The following is a 16,496-nucleotide window of genomic DNA, read 5'->3' as shown; positions in this document are numbered from 1 at the left end:
AGGCCCGCCTCGACGCCTTCCGATGGCTGAACCGCTACAACACCCGACGCCGACACTCCCGCCTCGGACAACAATCACCGATCGCCTTCGAGAACGCCCCCCACCGCACACCAACTACGCTGACACAAGCCGCATAACCCGTGTCCAGGATTCGAGGTCAAGGCCCGTCAAGGCCCATGGATGCCTTACCAGGCTGGGTCTGCCGCTGGGAGAGGCGTTCCAGCTGCGGGACGACCTGCTGGACGTCTTCGGAAGCCCGGACGGCGCTTGTACGCCGGGTCTGAGCGACCTGCAAGAGGGCAAGCGGACCGTTCTGCTGGCACTGGGACTGCGCCTGGGCGACCCGGTCCAGCGGGAACGGCTTGACCGTGTGGTGGGCCGTCTGGACCTGGCCGAGCGCGAAGCGGCGGAGGTCCGGGACATTCTGCAGGCGACGGGGGCGCGGAGGGAGACCGAGCGGATGATCGCCTCCCGCTACGCGCACGTGCTCCGCGTCCTGGACGAAGCCGGCTTCCCGCCAGCTGCGGATCGTGCTCTGCGTGGCCTGGCAACCAAGGCCACGCAGTACACCTCCTGACCCCGGCTGCGGACCGCCGGTACCGCCCGTTACGGTCTGCGGTGTCACCCAATCCCCGAGCAGGAAGAACGCGTCATGACCCAGACCCTCGAGCGTGTCAGCGGATACGAGCATTGGTTCAATACGCTGTTCGAGGAGTATTTCGCCGCGTTGAGCACGGCGCTCGATGTACCGTCGTTCAGCCGCTTCACCCCGGAGTGCCTGGGGCTTTTGCGGGAGTTGTCCATGCGGGGCGGGAAACGGATAAGGGTCGCGCTGCTGCATGAAGCGACGCGTCTGGTGACGGACGGGCCCGTCGAGGGGCTGGACGCCGCCGCGCTGAGTATCGAGCTGCTGCAGACCCACGGCCTGGTGCACGACGACCTCATCGACGACAGCCCCGTCCGCCGCGGCGGCCCCTCCACCTACTACGCCTACCGCCGGCAGTTCCCCGACCACCCGCAGGCGGCCCTGGGGCTGACCGTGCTCGCGGGCGACCTCGCCCTGGCCCTGTCGTTGCAGGTGCTGCTGGACGCGAAGATGCCGGCCGAGGTGCGGCAGGCCATGGTCGAGGTGCAGACACGGGCGGCGGCCGACACGTTCATGGGCCAGATCATCGACCTGGAACGCGACTTCGCCACCGCTCCGGACGAGGAGGTCCTGCACTGCGTGGCCGACTACAAGGCCGCCCGGTACTCGATCCTCGCCCCCCTTCAGCTCGGCCTGCTGGCCGCGGGCGGACAACCGCGACTCTTCGAGGGGGAGCTGCGCGAGTACGCGAGGCTGGTAGGGATCTGCGGGCAGATGCGCGACGACTACCTGGACCTGTTCGGTGACGCGGACACCATGGGTAAGCAGACCGGCACCGACTTGCGCGACGGCAAGCACAGCTACACCGTCCGTGCCCTCCTCGCGGCCGTCGACGACGCCGAGCGGCGCGTGGTGGAAGGCGCGCTCGGTGATGCGTCCTGCACGCCGGAGGCGATCGCTGCCGTCCGTGAGATCGGCGAACACCGCGGCGTGGCAGACTACATGCGGGCGGACATGCGCCGCTACGCGCAGCAGGCGTCTGCGGTGGCCGCCGGCTGGCGGCCGCGGTGGCGGGACGAGGCGGTCAGCTTCTTCGAGCAGCTGCCGCTGTGGAGCGTTGAGCGAGCCAGGTGACCAGCGACCGCACCACCGACATGGTCTGCCCAGCCGAAGGGCGCCCGGCAGTTGAGGGATCATCGTCCGCCGCATGGGGGCCCGTGCCGTCAGGTCGGCCAGAGCTTGGCGCCAGCGGTCGGGAATGCTGTCGGCGTCGGGGAAGGCCGTGTCGATACGGAAGCACACACTGGTCGTGTCGCCGTAGGTCGTTGCCACGACAGCGAAGGGCGCTTCCGGCGGGTAGGCGATGATGGCGTCGATGCGGTGCACTGCCGCCTCACCGTAGTGCAGCCGGTGACGCATCACCAGGTTGGAGGCGCAGACGGTGAGGCGGCCCGGGACCGTGCTGACGTCCACGAGACGCTGGAGCAGACGCCGGGGAAGGCGGGTGAGGGCGGCTCGCAGCACCGTCTTGTACCCGGCCGCCTTCAGCACAGAGGTGCGCTCTCGTGTCCGTGCCAGCCGTCGACTGACCGGCATCGGGGCGCCGGGCAGGTCGATTCGTACCGGGAACAGCCGGTTTCCGAGAACGTGACCGCCAGCAGGGCGAGCAGGGCGGCGACCATCGCCGTCACCACCGCGGGCGCATCCCACACGTACAGCAGGGCGGTGCCGCGAATGCACGGAACGGGTGCCCCCGCACCTCGGTGCCGTCGACGAGCCCCACCGGCCTCGCGCCCTCGACAGGCCGGTCAAGCCGAAGCAGCGCGGCATCGGCTCGCCGTGGTGCCAGGAGACCACGCTTGCCCGCGCAGAGGGACGGGCAGGCAGGAGCTGGAAGTCGAGACCCGGCCCCGCCGTCACCTGATGAATACTCCCGGCTACCGAGCCGAGATGGCCCTCCGCTTCGCGATCCGCGACCAGATCACCGGCGCCGCCGGCCAGCCCGCCAAGGCCTGACACCGGCCCGGAACCCGGCCCCACCACACCCCGAGACACCGCCAGAGAACCATGCAGCCAACAACGTGACAGCGCACCAGGGAAGGCTCCCCGAAACCACGCTGCAAGCGCTTACAGTTAGGCCACTATCCAATTTCCAACGATTCGGTTGCTCCCGGTCTGTTGGATGTGAGAAACGGGGGGAGCTCTTGTTCCGCCGATTAATCTCCGCAGCGGTGATGATGGCCGGGCTGGCAGCGTCACTTGTCGTTCCGGCCGCCGCCACCGATTTCCCTGCGGCCTCCACGACCTTGATCTCCTGGAACATGCAGGGGGCCGGTAACAAGGACGAGGACGGCAGCAAGTGGTCCAACGCGGTCCATCAGCTGGCCTTGCAGGCACCGATCTTGATGCTTCAGGAGGTCGGCCCGCACCCGCCTCTGAACAGCGACCCACAGCCTGACCAAACCTTCACCACGGTCGACAGCCAGGGCGCCACACACCAGTTCACCGTGCTGCACCGGACCTGGATCGTCGGCAGCGGTTACCGCAATGCCATCCCGACCCGTGAGGTCTACTTCCTGCAGTCCGAGGACGACGCGAGCAACCCGCGCCGGCTCGGCGGCCGGGTCAACAACGCACTCGTCCTGACCGAGGCGCCCGACGAACTGATCGTCGTCGGCAATCCGATCGACGCCGGCCGGAACGCGCTCGGTGCGCGGTTCGGCAACGAGTGGTACTTCACCATGCACGGCCTGTCCGGCGGTGGCGGTGACTCCGGGACGATGCTGGACGCCATCGACGACCGGATCGAGACCCTCGGGAACCAGCGTGGCGTCACCTACCACGCGACGGTCGGTGGCGACTTCAACGTCGACCCGCGGGTCCTCGCCGGCCGGCCGAGCTTCCCGCCGACCATGCGGATCCACCGCTCGGGTCAGGCGACCCACCAGAACGGTGGTGAGCTGGACTACTTCGTCACCACCCACTTCGACCACACGCCGCCGGTCACGGTCCGGTCCGAGGGCAACTCCGACCACCGGCCGGTCCAGTCCGGTCAGCTCAATGCGGCCGGCACCAGCCCGTCGCCCAGCCCCAGCCCGTCGCCCAGCGCCGGCCCGACGATCGACGAGCTCCGGGTGATGCCGACCGGCGACGGGATCACGGCCGGTGTGCACAGCACCGACGGCGACGGCTACCGGGACGATCTGGACACCCAACTGAAGGGCATGACCATCGCTACGCTGTTCGGTGGCGCACTGCTCACCTCCATCTTCAAGCGCACAGACTTCGTCGGTGAGCTGGAGAGCGGCGACAGCGGCGACCCCGAGCACATGGGGTTCGACGGCAAGGGCATCGACGACATCAAGGCCGAGGCGGTCCCCGCGCTGCGGACACTGCGGCCGAACATGATGACCCTGGTCGCGGGCACGGCCGACCTGGCCGGCGGTGCCGACGGTGCGGCGACGGCCGAGAAGATGCGGAGCTTCTTGGACGAGATCTACCGGGCCTCGCCGACGACCACGGTCCTGCTCGGGACCCTGCCGCCGTCGACGAACCCGACGTACCAGGCTCGCATCGACGCCTACAACAGCGCGCTCCGCACGATCGCCCACGCCAAGATCAAGGGCGGCGCGCGGCTGGTGCTGGTCGAGCTGGGCTCCGTCACCCCGCAGGACATCACCCACGAGATCTACCCGACCGACGCCGGCCACCAGAAGATCGCGAGCGCCTTCGCCGCAGGCGCTCGGATCGCGGTCCTGCAGCACATGATCAGCGGTCGCTCGTACGCCTGGGAGCCGATCGGCAAGATCAGGGACGCCGCCGCGACCGGCTCGAAGATCGAGTTCCCTGACCTGAACGGCGATGGCAAGGCCGACTACGCGGTGGTCGGTACGGACGGCAAGGTCACCGGCTGGCGCAATGACGACCCGCGTAAGCCCGCGGTCTCGCTGGGCGACATCAGCCCGGCCGACCGCGGGAGCAACCCGGAGCTGGTCTACTTCGCCGACCTGGACGGCGACGGCAAGGACGACTACATCCGGATCCTGCCGGCGGTCGACTCGCCGACCGGCATCGCCGCGATGCGGATGTCGCGGAACACCAGCAGTGGCGACAAGGTCAGCTGGGACAGCGCGACGATCGTCGCGAACAACCTCGTCTACGGGCCGGAGCTGTACTTCACCGACCTCGACGGTGACGGCCGCGACGACCTGATCACGCTGGACCGGATGAGTTTCCCGACCGCCTGGCAGAACAAGGGCAAGGGAGTGCCGGCTCCGGGCGGCTGGGACAAGGTCGAGGGTTTCGCCACTCCGGGTGAGGGGCGCGGCGGGCAGGTCGCCTTCGCCGACATCACCGGTGATGGCAAGGCCGACACGGTCCGGGTCGAGTTCACCGCCGGTGAGGTTCGGGCCTGGCAGAACACCGGCGCTCCGTGGGGCGTCACCACCGGCTGGGAGCCGCTGGGCGTGATCCGCGCCGACGATCCGTTCCAGGGCACCTCCGGGGCTTTCGCCGACCTGGACGGCGACGGGATCGAGGACTTCGCCATGACCCGCTCCGCTGTGACGGCGACCGCCTCGTCGGCGAAGACCGCCGTCAGAGCGGCCGCGGCAAGTGAGGCCGGTGACATCGAGGGCTGGCTGGTGCCGAGTTACGGCGATGGCAGCCGCAGCGACGGCGGTGCCGGTGATCTCAGTGTCAACGGTGGTGTCGGTGACCCGATGGAGTCGCACCCCGGTGGCGACGACGGCGGTTCGCGGCCGGGCGCGTCCGGCGACTGCCGACCGGACGGTCTGGCGGCCACGCCGGGCGTGGCGACGCCGTACTGCAAGGTCTATCAGAGTGACGGTCGGGAATGGCTCGGTCAGGGCCGGGACCGCCGGGTCGTGGGCTACTTCAACGGTGGCCGCACGGGCGCCGATGGCACGCCGCACTACCTGGTGAAGAACATCCCGTGGTCGAAGGTGACCCACCTCAACTACGCGTTCGCGACGGTGAGCAACAACCAGATCGTGGTCGACTCGAACGCCACCCAGAAGGAGTGGCCCGGCGAGGTCGGCGCCGAGATGGATCCCTCGCTGCCCTACAAGGGCCACTTCAACCTGCTGACGAAGTACAAACGCCTCCACCCCCGGGTGAAGACGCTGATCTCGGTCGGCGGCTGGGCCGGCTCCCGCGGCTTCTACGAGATGACCATGAACGCCGACGGCTCGGTCAACCAGGCGGGGATCAACACGTTCTCGAATTCGGTCGTCGGTTTCCTGCGGACCTATGGTTTCGACGGGGTCGACATCGACTTCGAGTACCCCACAGTCCTCGAGGACACCGGCAATCCGGCCGACTGGGCGGTGGCGAACCCGCGCCGCAAGGGCCTGCCCACGGCGTACAACGCGCTGATGAAGACGCTGCGGGACACGCTGAACCGGGCTTCGGTCGCGGACAACAAGTATTACCTGCTCACCTCGGCGTCGACGGCCTCCGGGTACCTGACCCGCGGGATGGCGAACCAGACCGCGCTGGACTACCAGGACTTCACCAACCTGATGGCCTACGACTACCACGGCACCTGGAACGACGTCGTGGGTCCGAACGCGGCGCTGTCCGACGACGGCAAGGACCCGGAACTGGCCGATCAGTACGCCACCCCGGAGTACGGGAAGATCGGGTACTTCAACACCGATTGGGCGATGACGTACATGCGTGGCGCGATGCAGGCCGGGCGCGTCAACATCGGTGTGCCCTACTACACGCGCGGCTGGCAGAACGTCTCCGGCGGTACGAACGGCCTGTGGGGCAAGTCGCAGAAGCTGAGCGGCTGCGAGCCGGGTACGGGCGTCAAGCGGCCGTGCGGTGACGGTGCCTTCGGCATCGACAATATCTGGCACGACGAGACCAACAACGGCAGCGAGCTCGGCTCCGGGACGAACCCGCTGTGGCACGCCAAGAACCTGGAGAAGAACATCACGCCGCTCTACGCGCGCAGCGTCGGCTTGACGCCGGAGACCGACATCACCGACCGGCGCACAGGCCAATACACCCGGTACTGGGACGACGCCACGAAGACGTCGTGGCTGTGGAACGCCGAGAAGAAGGTGTTCCTGTCGACCGAGGACGAGCAGGGCATCGACGCGGTTACCGATCTGGTCAGGTCGACCGGTGCGGGCGGTGTGATGATGTGGGAGCTCGGCGGCGACTACTCCTGCCCGGCGGACGTCCAGCCGGACACTCCGTGCGGGATGGGCTACACGCTGACCACCCGGCTGAACGAGAAGCTGGGCAATATCGGTGCCTATGACAACAGTCTGCGCACCGACAGTGTCGGTGTCGCGCCGACGGTGACTGCCAACCTGAGCGTCGAGATGGTCGACTACCCGACCGCCACGGCGAACCTGTGGCCGCTGCAGCCGACCGTCCGGATCACCAACAACACCGGGCGCACGCTCGGCGGTGGCAAGGACACGAAGCTGTCGTTCGACATTCCGGCCTCGACGTCACCGCTGGTCAAGGACGCCAACTGGCAGACCGATGTCCAAGGTGGCCAATGGAGGCTGGCGCCCGGTACGACGTTCCACCGGGTCAGCACGACGCTGGACTACTGCCAGATCATCCCGGCCGGGAAGTCACTCGACTTGCCGATCATCTACTTCCTCCCGATCACCGGTCCGGTGAACACGAGTCTGTCGATCGGCGGTACGGCGTACGCGCCGGTGACCGACAACCTCAAGGGACTCGGTACGGCGACCCCACCGGCCGGTGGCTGTAGTGCCGGGAACTGGGACGCGACCAAGGTCTACTCCCCGGCCAGCCAGCCGATCGAGCAGACCACGGTCAAGTACAACGGCAAGGTCTGGAAGGCCAAGTGGGAGACGAAGGGCAGTGCCCCGGGCACCGGGGCCGACGCCGACCACGAGCCCTGGAAGCTGATCGGCAACGCCAGCTGACCGTTCTCAGCCACCCAGCCTGACACTCCACGTCCTGATCACATAAACGGAGAGTGCTTCTGAACTGCAACGATAGGACTTGTCTAGGTCCTGTCGGCTGCACGGCAAGAAGCACTCTCCAGATGAGCAAGCGTATCGGGTTGTATCCGCGTGTCCGTCGAGGGCGGTGGCGGTGGAGGGCTCGCAGGCCGGGACGGTGCTGTTGGTCAAAACGGTCCGCAAGGTGGGCCTGGGCACCGCGATATCGACAGTGCTGGCGCCGTGGCGTGCGCCACGGACAGTGCACGACCTGGGCAAGGGGCACTGTCACGTTGGCTGGTGGGGCGGGATGATCTTCAGGTTGATCGGGTCGGAGGGGGATCATCCGTGAGGAGTGTGCTGCCGTCGTGCAAGGGGCACCGGTACCCGGGCGAGGTGATCGCGCACTGTGTGGCTGCATTTCCGCTTCCCCCTCAGCCTCCGTGAGGTCGAGGAGTTGATGCTCCAGCGCGGCATCATCGTCTCCCACGAGGCCGTCCGCCGCTGGTGCGCCAAGTTCGGGCAGGCCTACGCGAGCGGACTGCGCCGCCGCCGGCCCGGTCCGGCCCGGGGACAAACGGCACTTGGACGAGGTCTTCGTGAAGATCAACGGTGAGCTGGAGTACCTGTGGCGGGCCGTCGACCAGGACGGCACCGTGCTCGGCATCCTCCTGCAGAACCGCCGGGACAAGGCCGCCGCCAGACACTTCCTCCGCCACCTGATGCAGAAGACTTGTTCGGTGCCGCGGGTGGTGGTCACCGACAAGCTCCGCTCCTACGGCGCGGCCCACCGCGAGGTCATGCCCTCGGTCGAGCACCGTTCCCACAAGGGCCTGAACAACCGGGCCCAGAACAGCCACCAGCCGACAAGACAACGCGAGCACGCCATGAAAGGGACTTCCGCAGCGTCGGCGGAGCCCAGCGGTTCCTGTCCGCCTTCAGCGGCATCTCACCCCACTTCCGGCTCCGCCGCCGCCTGATGACCGCCCCTGACCACCGAGCCGAGATGACCGCCCGCTTCGCCATCCGGGACCAGATCACCGCCGCCGGCCGGCCTGCCGCGGCCTGACCTCAGGCTCGAAGCGCGAGCCCACCATGCTCCGCCGCCCCATCAGACACTCACACACCCAACAACGTGACAGTCCCCTGCCGGTGAGCCCGCCACGGTCGCCCACGGCCCTCAACGCTCGGCAGCAGGGGTTCCATTCGCTCCCACGCCACGTCCGTCAGCTCGCCGCGCCCCACCGTCGGGTCAGTCATCGGGCATGCCCTCCCGGCCATGGTTGCCATCACCCCAGCAGACCCCGCCCGGAGGTCGGCGACGGGCTGGTGTGCTTGCCCGTGCGGGGCGCCAGCGTGAGGGGCGACGTGCGGTTGTACACATGCCTTCCAGCCCGGTGTGCAGTACGGAATCGTTAACCAGTGGTCAACTTCCCATCCCTGTGCTTGTCTTGAGCCCGCCAACGCGTGCGCACTTCCTGCTTCCAGGAGATGGATCATGTTCAAGAGCAAGGCAGTGACCCGGTCACTCGGCATCCTCACCGCGTCGACCGCGCTCCTTCTCGGCAGCGCCGGCATAGCGAGCGCCGCCGACACGTACAACTACCTGAGCGACATCGACGGCCATTCGGTCGGCTACATGAAGCACAACGACGAGGAGCCGGACTCCTTCACCATCTGCGACACCCAGGCCGACGGATATGGCGTCACCGGCGCTGTGTACATCTACCAGGGCGTCTGGGCTCGAGTGGGTCCCGTTCTCACTGACGGTGGAGACGCAGGATGCGACACCACGCCGATCGAGATCACCAATCCGTGGGACTACAAGATGGAGATCTGTTGGAACGGCCCCGGCAACATCTGCCACACCCAGAAGTTCGAAGAGTAATCCGCGGCCGCATCCCCTCGGTGAGCCCCGCCCGTGCCGGGCGGGGCTCACCGCCTGAGACCGGCAGGTCAAACCGCCTACTCGTATGGGAGCGCGGCAGGGCCATGAAGCTGACCCGATTCGGGAAACGCGTCGCCTCAGCCGCCCAGACGGTCCAGGCTGAGGAAATGCCATGACGGGGAGAGGAAATACCCATCCAAGCCGTGAGACAGCGGGAAGCTTCTCAACGCCTCGTCTCGTACCTGGTCAGGATCACACCGCCGGGAAGCGTCCGCGTCTCCACCAGGTTCAGGTTCACCCAGTTGTCCAGCGCGGCGAAGAACGGCGTGCCGCCGCCCACCAGGACCGGCGCGGTGGCCAGCACGTACTCGTCGATCAGCCCGGCCCGCATGGCCGCCCCGGCGAGCGTCGCGCCGCCGATGTCCATCGGGCCGCCGTCCTCGGCCTTGAGCCGGGTGATCTCGGCGACCGCGTCGCCGGTGACCAAGCGAGTGTTCCAGTCGACCTTGTCGATCGTCGAGGAGAACACCACCTTCGACATGTCCCGCCAGCGGCGCGCGAACTCGATCTCCGCCGGGGTGGCGTTGGGCTGTTGGCCGCCGGTCGGCCAGTAGGAGCTCATCGTCTGCCACAGCTTACGCCCGTACAGCGTCAGGTCGGTCGCCTGCAACTGGTCGGACCAGAACTGGAACAACTCGTCGCTCGGCATGCTCCAGCCGATGTCGTCGCCGGGCGCCGCGATGTAGCCGTCCATGGTCAGGTTCATGCCGTAGATCAGTTTCCGCATGGCGCAGCCTTCCGTCCGTGGGTGTCCGGCGTATAGACCAGTGCGGCGCGGGAAACTCATCGGCGCGCGATCTGGGATCGCCGGTAGTCCTCGTGCTCAGGGCTCAGCGTGGGGTAAGCCGCCTGATCTCGACCTCGCCCTCGCGAGGAAATGCCACGGATTTGAGACTGATCATGGGTGACAAGGCCGTGAGACAGCGGAGAACGCTCAGATCACGCAAGATCGACATGTCACGAGTGGCGATACCTTACACGAACGCCTAGCACCCGCCCTGGTGACGCGCGAAGCAAGCCGGGCGGCCCCGACAGGCCCTTGAGGGTGCCGCTCGCTGGCGACCTGCCGCCCCGGGGCCCTTCCCTTCCGGCGTCCGGAGTGGAGATCGACGCTCAGCGGCCCACCTGGACGATCTTGCGACGCCGGGCGCACATCCGGCGCCGCATACCTGCTGTGGAGTACGCATATGCCCAGTACAGAGCAGACGTTACGGCTCACGGTCGCAGCCCTGATGCGCATGACCGGCGCGTGCCAGGCCGCCCTCGCTACCGGCCTCGGCCTGCCCCAGATCAGCCGCAAGCAGGCCCGCGCCGCTGCGTGGACCCGCGCCGAAGTGGACCGGCTTTCCGCCCACTACGGCATCCCCGTCCCCGGCTGACCCCACTCGCTCATCTGCGCGCTCGAGCCCGGCCGCAGCTCGTGGACCACGCCGCTGGACGCCCTGTGTCCGGCTCCCGAGGACGACACCGCCACCGTGAGGCGATGTCCGCAGCGTCGTAGCGGGTGGTGCGGATGAGCCGCGCGGAGTTGCCGTAGCCGGGGACGTCGCCTGTGACCACGGCGCCGGCGGCGATGACCGCGCCGTGACCGATCCGTACACCGGGCATGAGCGCGCCATCACTCCCGGACTCGGTCACTGGTTCGATCGTCACGTCTGTCCCGACCTTCCAGCCCTCCCGCAGTAGACGCGTACACCTCGCCGCGGCGGCCGGAGCGCCCCGCCGCAGGTCGCGATGATCACGGTAAGGGCTCCACCGCAGTAAACCCGTTATTTACTAAGACAGTTGCATTGGCCGCTCCCCGGCCCGGTCTCAGCGAATTCTCGCTCCGCCCTGACTCCCTGTGAGAAAATCAGTTGCGCCGGCTGTCTTCTCACAGACAGGGTGCGGTGGTGACCGGAACAGAGATCGAACTGCCCGTCGTGGATGGGGTCCTATCCGGTATGGACTTCGGCGGTCACGGTGAGGGCGTGCTGCTTGTCCACGGCAGCGGACACAACGCTGCGGCCTGGATGGATGTGGCGTCCCATCTGGTGAGCGAGTGCCATCCGATTGCCCTCGACCTGCGTGGCCATGGGCAGACCCGGCTCGGCTCCACCAATCCCGAGCAGTACTGGCGAGACATCGGTAGCGTCGTCACCGCGCTGGCCTGGGACCGCCCCGTCCTGGTCGGCCATTCGACCGGCGGCTACGCGGTGACGGCCGCCACTGCCAGCGGACTCGTGGAACCGGCAGCTCTCTGCATCGTGGACGGCGTGGTGCTCGACGACCGTAACGCGTCAATCGCCGAGCATGCTGACGTGCGGACCACCGGGGCGGCGGACCGCTTACGGACGATGTTCCGCTACGGCTGGAAAGCCGACGACGACCAGATGCATGCCTATGTCGAACAGTGCGTGCGGGAGGCCGGAGGGGACTGGCTGAACGCCGGAGCACGGCCCGGGCTTGTCGAGGAGGTTACGCGGCGCTCCTTCATGCGCTGCGGCCACTGGTGGGTACGGCGGCCGGTCATCGAGGAGGTCACGACTGTCACTGCCGTGGAGCCCGATGCGGAAGTCTTCCCAGCCGTCGATGTGTATGCCCGCCTCACCTGTCCGATGACGATCGTGCTGGCCGAGGATGGCTTTTACGCCTCACGGTGTGACGAGGTGCGTGCCGTCGTCGATGCCGTCCCTGGACGCCAGCTGATCGGCATCAGCTCGAACCACAACGTTCCCATGACCCGGCCTGCCGACCTCGCTGCGATCATTCTCGACCTGGTGCGAGGCCGAGCTGCGACATCGGCCAGGACCATCGGTTGATCCTCACTCCACCACCCCTGCAAGGAGTTGCTGTGCACCACTCTGATGCCCCGGCCACCAGGGAGATCTCCGTGGCGGACAAGGGTGCGGGGCCTTACGGCATCGCGGCCGGCCCTGACGGTGCGCTGTGGCTCACCTTCGTGCACAGTGGCCGCATCGCGCGTCTCACCCTCGACGGGGAACTCAACGAATACCCCCTGGACTCGTCTGAGTGTCGCCCTACGGTCATTACTCCCGGGCCCGACGGAGCACTGTGGTTCACCCGGTCCCAGGACCACCGGATCGGCCGCGTCACCCCCGACGGCGAAACAAAATCCTTCCCCGTACCGACGCCCGACAGCGGACCCTTCGGTATCACTGCCGGTCCAGACGGTGCGGTGTGGTTCACGGAGATGAACACCGACCGTATCGGCCGCATCACCTGCACGGGAGAGATCACCGAGTTCGTCCTTCCCCACACGGGCACCTATCCCTCGGCAATCACCGCAGGTCCTGATGGGGCCCTGTGGTTCACCCTCAACCAGGCGAACGCAATCGGCCGCATCACTGTCCACGGGGACATCGTCATACGCCCACTCCCCACCCCCAGCGCCGCACCCGTGGGCATCACCAGTGACGGCACCGCCTTGTGGTTCGTTGAGATCGCAGCGGGCCAGATCGGCAGGATCTCGGTGGATGGCGGTATCAAGGAGTTCCCGCTCCCCGACCGCACGGCTGAACCCCACGCCATCGTCGCGGCGTCCACCGGGAACTGCTGGTTCACCGAATGGGGAGCCAACCGCATTGGCCACATCACCGATAACGGCGAGGTCGCCGAGTACAGCCTGCCGTCACCGTCGTCCGAGCCGCACGGCATCACCATAGGTTCCGACGGCGCTCTGTGGGTGGCCCTTGAGACGGGAGGGGTCGTACGGTTGGAACCGTAGCTCGGGACGGAGAACCGCCCAGGTCAGCCGTGTGTCGGTGTCGCGTCATACCAGACGCTGGCGCAGCCCGGTCGACGTGCCGTACCTGCACAGGTTCATGCTTTCTCCACGGTGGAGCGTACGGCCTTGCCGTCTGTCGCCCGAAGGCCGGGAAAGGTCGCCGCGGTGAGGTTGAGGCGGGTGTCCATGTCAAGGTTCACCTCACCGTATGGCCGGACGTGCGACCAGAACAACGGGGTCAGGCCGCGCCGGTCGGCGGGTGTGAGAAGGTCCGCCCCCTCTGGCTCGCCGACGACGTCCTGGAGCATCAGCGTGTTCACATACACCAGGGCCGAACTGCAGAATCCGCAGGGGCGTTGTCAGGTTGAGTGGTGGTCTTCTCGGGCGGCATGATCATCCGTCTGGCCGAATCGCTGGAGGGGCTGTCCGCGGTGACGCCGTCGTACCGGAGTTTCCGCTTCCTTCCGGGGGTCGTCTCCCACCGCGTGTGGCTGACCACCGCTTCAACCTGAGCCTGCGCGACATCGAGGAGCGGATGCTCGAGCGCGGCATCGAACTCAGCCACGAGACAGTCCTCCAGTGGACATGCCGGTTCGGCCCGGTTTATACCGCTGCTCTGCGTTGGCGCCGTCCGGGGTCTGGTGACAAGTGGCACCTGGACGAGGTGTTCGTCAAAATCAACGGCGCGCAGCGGTACCTGTGGCGGGCCGTGGACCAGCACGGGAACGTGCTCGACATCCTGCAGCAGAACCGGCGGGACGAGGCCGAGGCCAGGTGTTTCTTCCGGAAGGCTGAGGAAGAAGATCCGGTCGGTGCCCCGGGGGATCGTCACCGACGAGCTCCGCTCCTACAGCGCCGCCCACCCCCACGAGATGCCGTCGGTCGAACACCGCGCGCACAAGGGCCTGAACAACGGGGCCGGGAACTCCCACCAGCCGACGAGACAACGCGAGCGCGCGATGCACGGCTTCCGATCGGTAGACACCGCACAACGGTTCCTGGCCGCGTTCAGCGGCATCTCACCTCACTTCCGACCCTGCCGTCACCTCCTCGCCCCCGAACTACCGCGCCGGGATGATCACCCGCTTCGCGATCTGGGACCAGATCACCGGCGTCGCCGGCCTACCCGCCGCAGCCTGAGCCGCTGTTACCACCGAAGCCGAGACACGCCGGACCGGTTCACGCCCTCGAGCACTCGATCAACCTGACAACGCCGGCTGCCTTCTCACGGGCGGCCGGGTCGCGGTAGTGCCCGAGGCGCGCGGCCAGTGCGCGGGCGAGCTGGCCATTGACGTCGCTCTGGGCGTAGGAGCCGACTCGCCGGGTGAGCTCGCCACGGACCGCTTCGTCGCCCTCGCGCGGTTCGGCCTGCTCCGGCGTGCCGGGCGCGCGCAGCACGTCGAAGACCAGATAGAACCTGGCACTCGTGACGCTCTGGTTGCTGCGGGACGTGGATCTGGGGACACCATCGACAAGATCCGTGACGAGGTCGGCCTCGACCTTGAGGAGATCGGCGGCAACAAGGACTTCGTCCATCTCAAATATGAGCGAGGCGGATTGAGTTTTGACCTACGGCCGGAATCTGCGAATGTCTTCACCTCGCGAAACGTCGACGTGAGTCATCAACTCCTCAGGTAGGTAATTCAGTGAACGAAGAAGACCTTGCATATGTCCGTAAAGTCAAGGAAGTACTGGGGTCAGGTTACATCGGAAAAAATTCAGCAAACCGGGTGATCAGCGAGCTTCCGGACATTTCTACCCGTATCGACGCATTTCTCTTCGGCGCGTGCACCAACGGAGATTGGCAAGCGGTGACGACACTTGCCGATCTTGCACGTTGGGTGGCACCAACCGGACTGGCAGAGCGACTCCTCCCGATCCTCGAGGCGCGACCGCGAGTGTCAACAAGGAAGACCTCGTTGAAATATTGGGAGAGCTTGAGTCCGATTCGGCAGTGCCGGTCATTTCCCGCGTCTTTGAAGAAGAAATCGATGGCGATGCTCCCGGCTACTGGCTGTGCAAGAAGTGCATCGCCGCTCTGGGAGCCGTGCACTTCGCTCTTCAAGGTGCACGCGCCTCAGATGCGGCAGACTTCCTGAGACAGGTTGCGACAGGCGACTACCCGAATCAGCTGAAGTGGGAAGCTGCGGTAGAGCTCGGAATCGAAGACGACCTCGGGTTCGACGAAGACGAAATGACTGCGTGAACCTCGACGACGCGGAATGCAGACCTGACCCGGGCCGCAGCAGCAGCCGGCGCCACGCGGCGGATGCGTGTCGGTGTCATGCATGGAGTGATCATGGGCGTCAGAGTTCCGGACAGGGCCGGAGGCGCCCAGAGAAGATACTTCAAACCACCTGCCAGCAGAAGCGGACAACCGGGCCGCACGCCTATCGCGCTGGAAACCCTTTGCCCCGGTCCACCCTCACCAGCTCCGGGACGCCCCCGGCCGGACCGTAGGGATCCTCCCCACCACCGCGGCACGCAAAGCGGCCGGCACCGATGCCCGCGACGGGTACCACGGGGTGGCCGCCGCCCCGGTGATGACCTTGGTGGCGGCATCGATGAACCAGATGGCCCACGGACGCACCAGATCACCATCGGCGTCGACCAGCAACGGCGCCTGGACGTGGTCGCTCTCTCAGCCGTAGTTACGCCACGACACCGGCCGCGTACCGAAGGCATCATGAGCCCGCGCCGCCTGTTCCCGTGCCGCGGCGTGCGGCCACCGGGCGGTGTCCTCGGCGCGGGCCCGGTCGAGCAGGGTGGCGGCGGTGAGGCTGACCTGGGTGACCGGCAGGACGGTCGCCTCCACGGCCTCCCGGCCTGGTGGTACGGCGGCGACCGGCTGGTACACCGCGCCCGTCGTGTCCGCGCAGGCACCGATCAAGGTGGCATCGACGAACCCGTACGCACTGCCTCCAGCGGCGGGCAGCAGCTCTCCCGCGGGCAGTACACGCACGGCGACGTGGAACGGACGGCGGCGCCACGGGCGGCGGTGCGGCCTGCCGAGATCGTTGCGGCGAGGAGCCCCCGCCCCCGGTCCTTGCCGTCCACGAGGGGCTGCTGACCGCCGGGTGCGTCCGGTCGGCCCATCAGGGTTGCCGATGGCCTCGGCCCCCATTGCGATAAGAGGCAATGACCTGGGCGAGAGTTGTCCGGCCAAATTTTCTGCGGATGTGCTCCGGGGTGATTCTTCGTGGCTGTGGCAGCGGTTTTCGGCGCTGTGTCGATCGATCTTTCACGGACGCGTTCGTCCGGCGAAGCCGACCGGGG

General features: G+C 67.2%; 12 protein-coding genes and 5 pseudogenes. 11 read left to right on the top strand and 6 right to left on the bottom strand.

The genetic code is table 11. The features are described from left to right. The 5 genes and pseudogenes from ACF1FZ_RS33155 to ACF1FZ_RS33135 all read left to right on the top strand — a co-directional run. Positions 1–577 (top strand): polyprenyl synthetase family protein (locus ACF1FZ_RS33155; RefSeq protein ID WP_391777085.1); only part of this gene is annotated, 577 nt, incomplete at its 5' end. Positions 578–652: 75 nt separating this feature from the next. Beyond that, the gene (locus tag ACF1FZ_RS33150; protein WP_391777084.1) at positions 653–1,720 is read left to right on the top strand and encodes a polyprenyl synthetase family protein; all 1,068 of its coding nucleotides are present in this window, start codon (positions 653–655) and stop codon (positions 1,718–1,720) included. 1,070 nt (positions 1,721–2,790) lie between these two features. Continuing rightward, the gene (locus tag ACF1FZ_RS33145) at positions 2,791–7,527 is read left to right on the top strand and encodes a glycosyl hydrolase family 18 protein (protein WP_391777083.1); all 4,737 of its coding nucleotides are present in this window, start codon (positions 2,791–2,793) and stop codon (positions 7,525–7,527) included. Between the two features lie 122 nt (positions 7,528–7,649). Next, positions 7,650–7,825 (top strand): annotated as a pseudogene (locus tag ACF1FZ_RS33140) (IS1380 family transposase); the annotation flags it as partial. Positions 7,826–7,945: 120 nt separating this feature from the next. Continuing rightward, a pseudogene (locus tag ACF1FZ_RS33135) lies at positions 7,946–8,494 on the top strand (IS6 family transposase); the annotation flags it as partial. Positions 8,495–8,691: 197 nt separating this feature from the next. On the opposite strand, the pseudogene ACF1FZ_RS33130 reads toward ACF1FZ_RS33135, so the two are convergent. Then, positions 8,692–8,805 (bottom strand): annotated as a pseudogene (locus ACF1FZ_RS33130) (transposase); the annotation flags it as partial. 238 nt (positions 8,806–9,043) lie between these two features. On the opposite strand from ACF1FZ_RS33130, the gene ACF1FZ_RS33125 reads away from it, so the two are divergent. Continuing rightward, positions 9,044–9,433: a hypothetical protein gene (locus ACF1FZ_RS33125; RefSeq protein ID WP_391777082.1), complete on the top strand. Its 390-nt coding sequence runs from the start codon at positions 9,044–9,046 to the stop codon at positions 9,431–9,433. A gap of 223 nt (positions 9,434–9,656) precedes the next feature. Here ACF1FZ_RS33125 and ACF1FZ_RS33120 read toward each other — a convergent pair whose 3' ends face one another. Beyond that, positions 9,657–10,220 (bottom strand): dihydrofolate reductase family protein, encoded by a 564-nt coding sequence (locus ACF1FZ_RS33120; RefSeq protein ID WP_391777081.1) that lies wholly within the window; start codon positions 10,218–10,220, stop codon positions 9,657–9,659. 460 nt (positions 10,221–10,680) lie between these two features. Between ACF1FZ_RS33120 and ACF1FZ_RS33115 the strand changes: the two genes are divergently transcribed. Further along, positions 10,681–10,872: a hypothetical protein gene (locus tag ACF1FZ_RS33115; protein ID WP_391777087.1), complete on the top strand. Its 192-nt coding sequence runs from the start codon at positions 10,681–10,683 to the stop codon at positions 10,870–10,872. A gap of 100 nt (positions 10,873–10,972) precedes the next feature. Here the strand turns inward: ACF1FZ_RS33115 and ACF1FZ_RS33110 are convergent. Then, a pseudogene (locus ACF1FZ_RS33110) lies at positions 10,973–11,158 on the bottom strand (hypothetical protein); the annotation flags it as partial. Positions 11,159–11,385: 227 nt separating this feature from the next. Between ACF1FZ_RS33110 and ACF1FZ_RS33105 the strand changes: the two are divergent. Continuing rightward, the gene (locus tag ACF1FZ_RS33105) at positions 11,386–12,294 is read left to right on the top strand and encodes an alpha/beta fold hydrolase (protein WP_391777080.1); all 909 of its coding nucleotides are present in this window, start codon (positions 11,386–11,388) and stop codon (positions 12,292–12,294) included. Positions 12,295–12,326: 32 nt separating this feature from the next. Further along, a complete protein-coding gene (locus tag ACF1FZ_RS33100) occupies positions 12,327–13,220 on the top strand; it encodes an SMP-30/gluconolactonase/LRE family protein (protein WP_391777079.1) in 894 nt (297 codons plus the stop codon). 95 nt (positions 13,221–13,315) lie between these two features. Here ACF1FZ_RS33100 and ACF1FZ_RS33095 read toward each other — a convergent pair whose 3' ends face one another. Then, positions 13,316–13,540 (bottom strand): transposase, encoded by a 225-nt coding sequence (locus tag ACF1FZ_RS33095; RefSeq protein WP_391777078.1) that lies wholly within the window; start codon positions 13,538–13,540, stop codon positions 13,316–13,318. A gap of 102 nt (positions 13,541–13,642) precedes the next feature. Here ACF1FZ_RS33095 and ACF1FZ_RS33090 point away from each other — a divergent pair. Next, a pseudogene (locus tag ACF1FZ_RS33090) lies at positions 13,643–14,360 on the top strand (IS6 family transposase). A 39-nt stretch (positions 14,361–14,399) separates the two neighbouring features. Here ACF1FZ_RS33090 and ACF1FZ_RS33085 read toward each other — a convergent pair. Next, complete coding sequence (locus tag ACF1FZ_RS33085) at positions 14,400–14,756, bottom strand: hypothetical protein (RefSeq protein ID WP_391777077.1); 357 nt, start codon at positions 14,754–14,756, stop codon at positions 14,400–14,402. 418 nt (positions 14,757–15,174) lie between these two features. Between ACF1FZ_RS33085 and ACF1FZ_RS33080 the strand changes: the two genes are divergently transcribed. Then, positions 15,175–15,426 carry a hypothetical protein gene (locus ACF1FZ_RS33080; protein WP_391777076.1) on the top strand — a complete coding sequence of 84 codons (252 nt, stop codon included), beginning with the start codon at positions 15,175–15,177 and terminating at the stop codon, positions 15,424–15,426. A gap of 435 nt (positions 15,427–15,861) precedes the next feature. Here ACF1FZ_RS33080 and ACF1FZ_RS33075 read toward each other — a convergent pair whose 3' ends face one another. Next, positions 15,862–16,182, bottom strand: a complete 321-nt coding sequence (locus ACF1FZ_RS33075; protein ID WP_391777075.1) for a hypothetical protein — start codon at positions 16,180–16,182, stop codon at positions 15,862–15,864. Between the last annotated feature and the right edge of the window lie 314 nt (positions 16,183–16,496).

Origin of the sequence: Streptomyces sp. NPDC014623 (assembly GCF_043088245.1) — a bacterium.
In the GTDB taxonomy this organism is placed as follows: domain Bacteria; phylum Actinomycetota; class Actinomycetes; order Streptomycetales; family Streptomycetaceae; genus Streptomyces.
This window is presented reverse-complemented; position numbering and strand designations above follow the sequence as displayed.

What these genes read in the sequence shown, in the direction of transcription:
- ACF1FZ_RS33150 (WP_391777084.1), top strand. Translation starts at nt 653, where the DNA reads ATGACCCAGACCCTCGAGCGTGTCAGCGGATACGAGCATTGGTTCAAT.
- ACF1FZ_RS33125 (WP_391777082.1), top strand. Translation starts at nt 9,044, where the DNA reads ATGTTCAAGAGCAAGGCAGTGACCCGGTCACTCGGCATCCTCACCGCG.
- ACF1FZ_RS33085 (WP_391777077.1), bottom strand. Translation starts at nt 14,756, where the DNA reads ATGGACGAAGTCCTTGTTGCCGCCGATCTCCTCAAGGTCGAGGCCGAC.
- ACF1FZ_RS33120 (WP_391777081.1), bottom strand. Translation starts at nt 10,220, where the DNA reads ATGCGGAAACTGATCTACGGCATGAACCTGACCATGGACGGCTACATC.
- ACF1FZ_RS33115 (WP_391777087.1), top strand. Translation starts at nt 10,681, where the DNA reads ATGCCCAGTACAGAGCAGACGTTACGGCTCACGGTCGCAGCCCTGATG.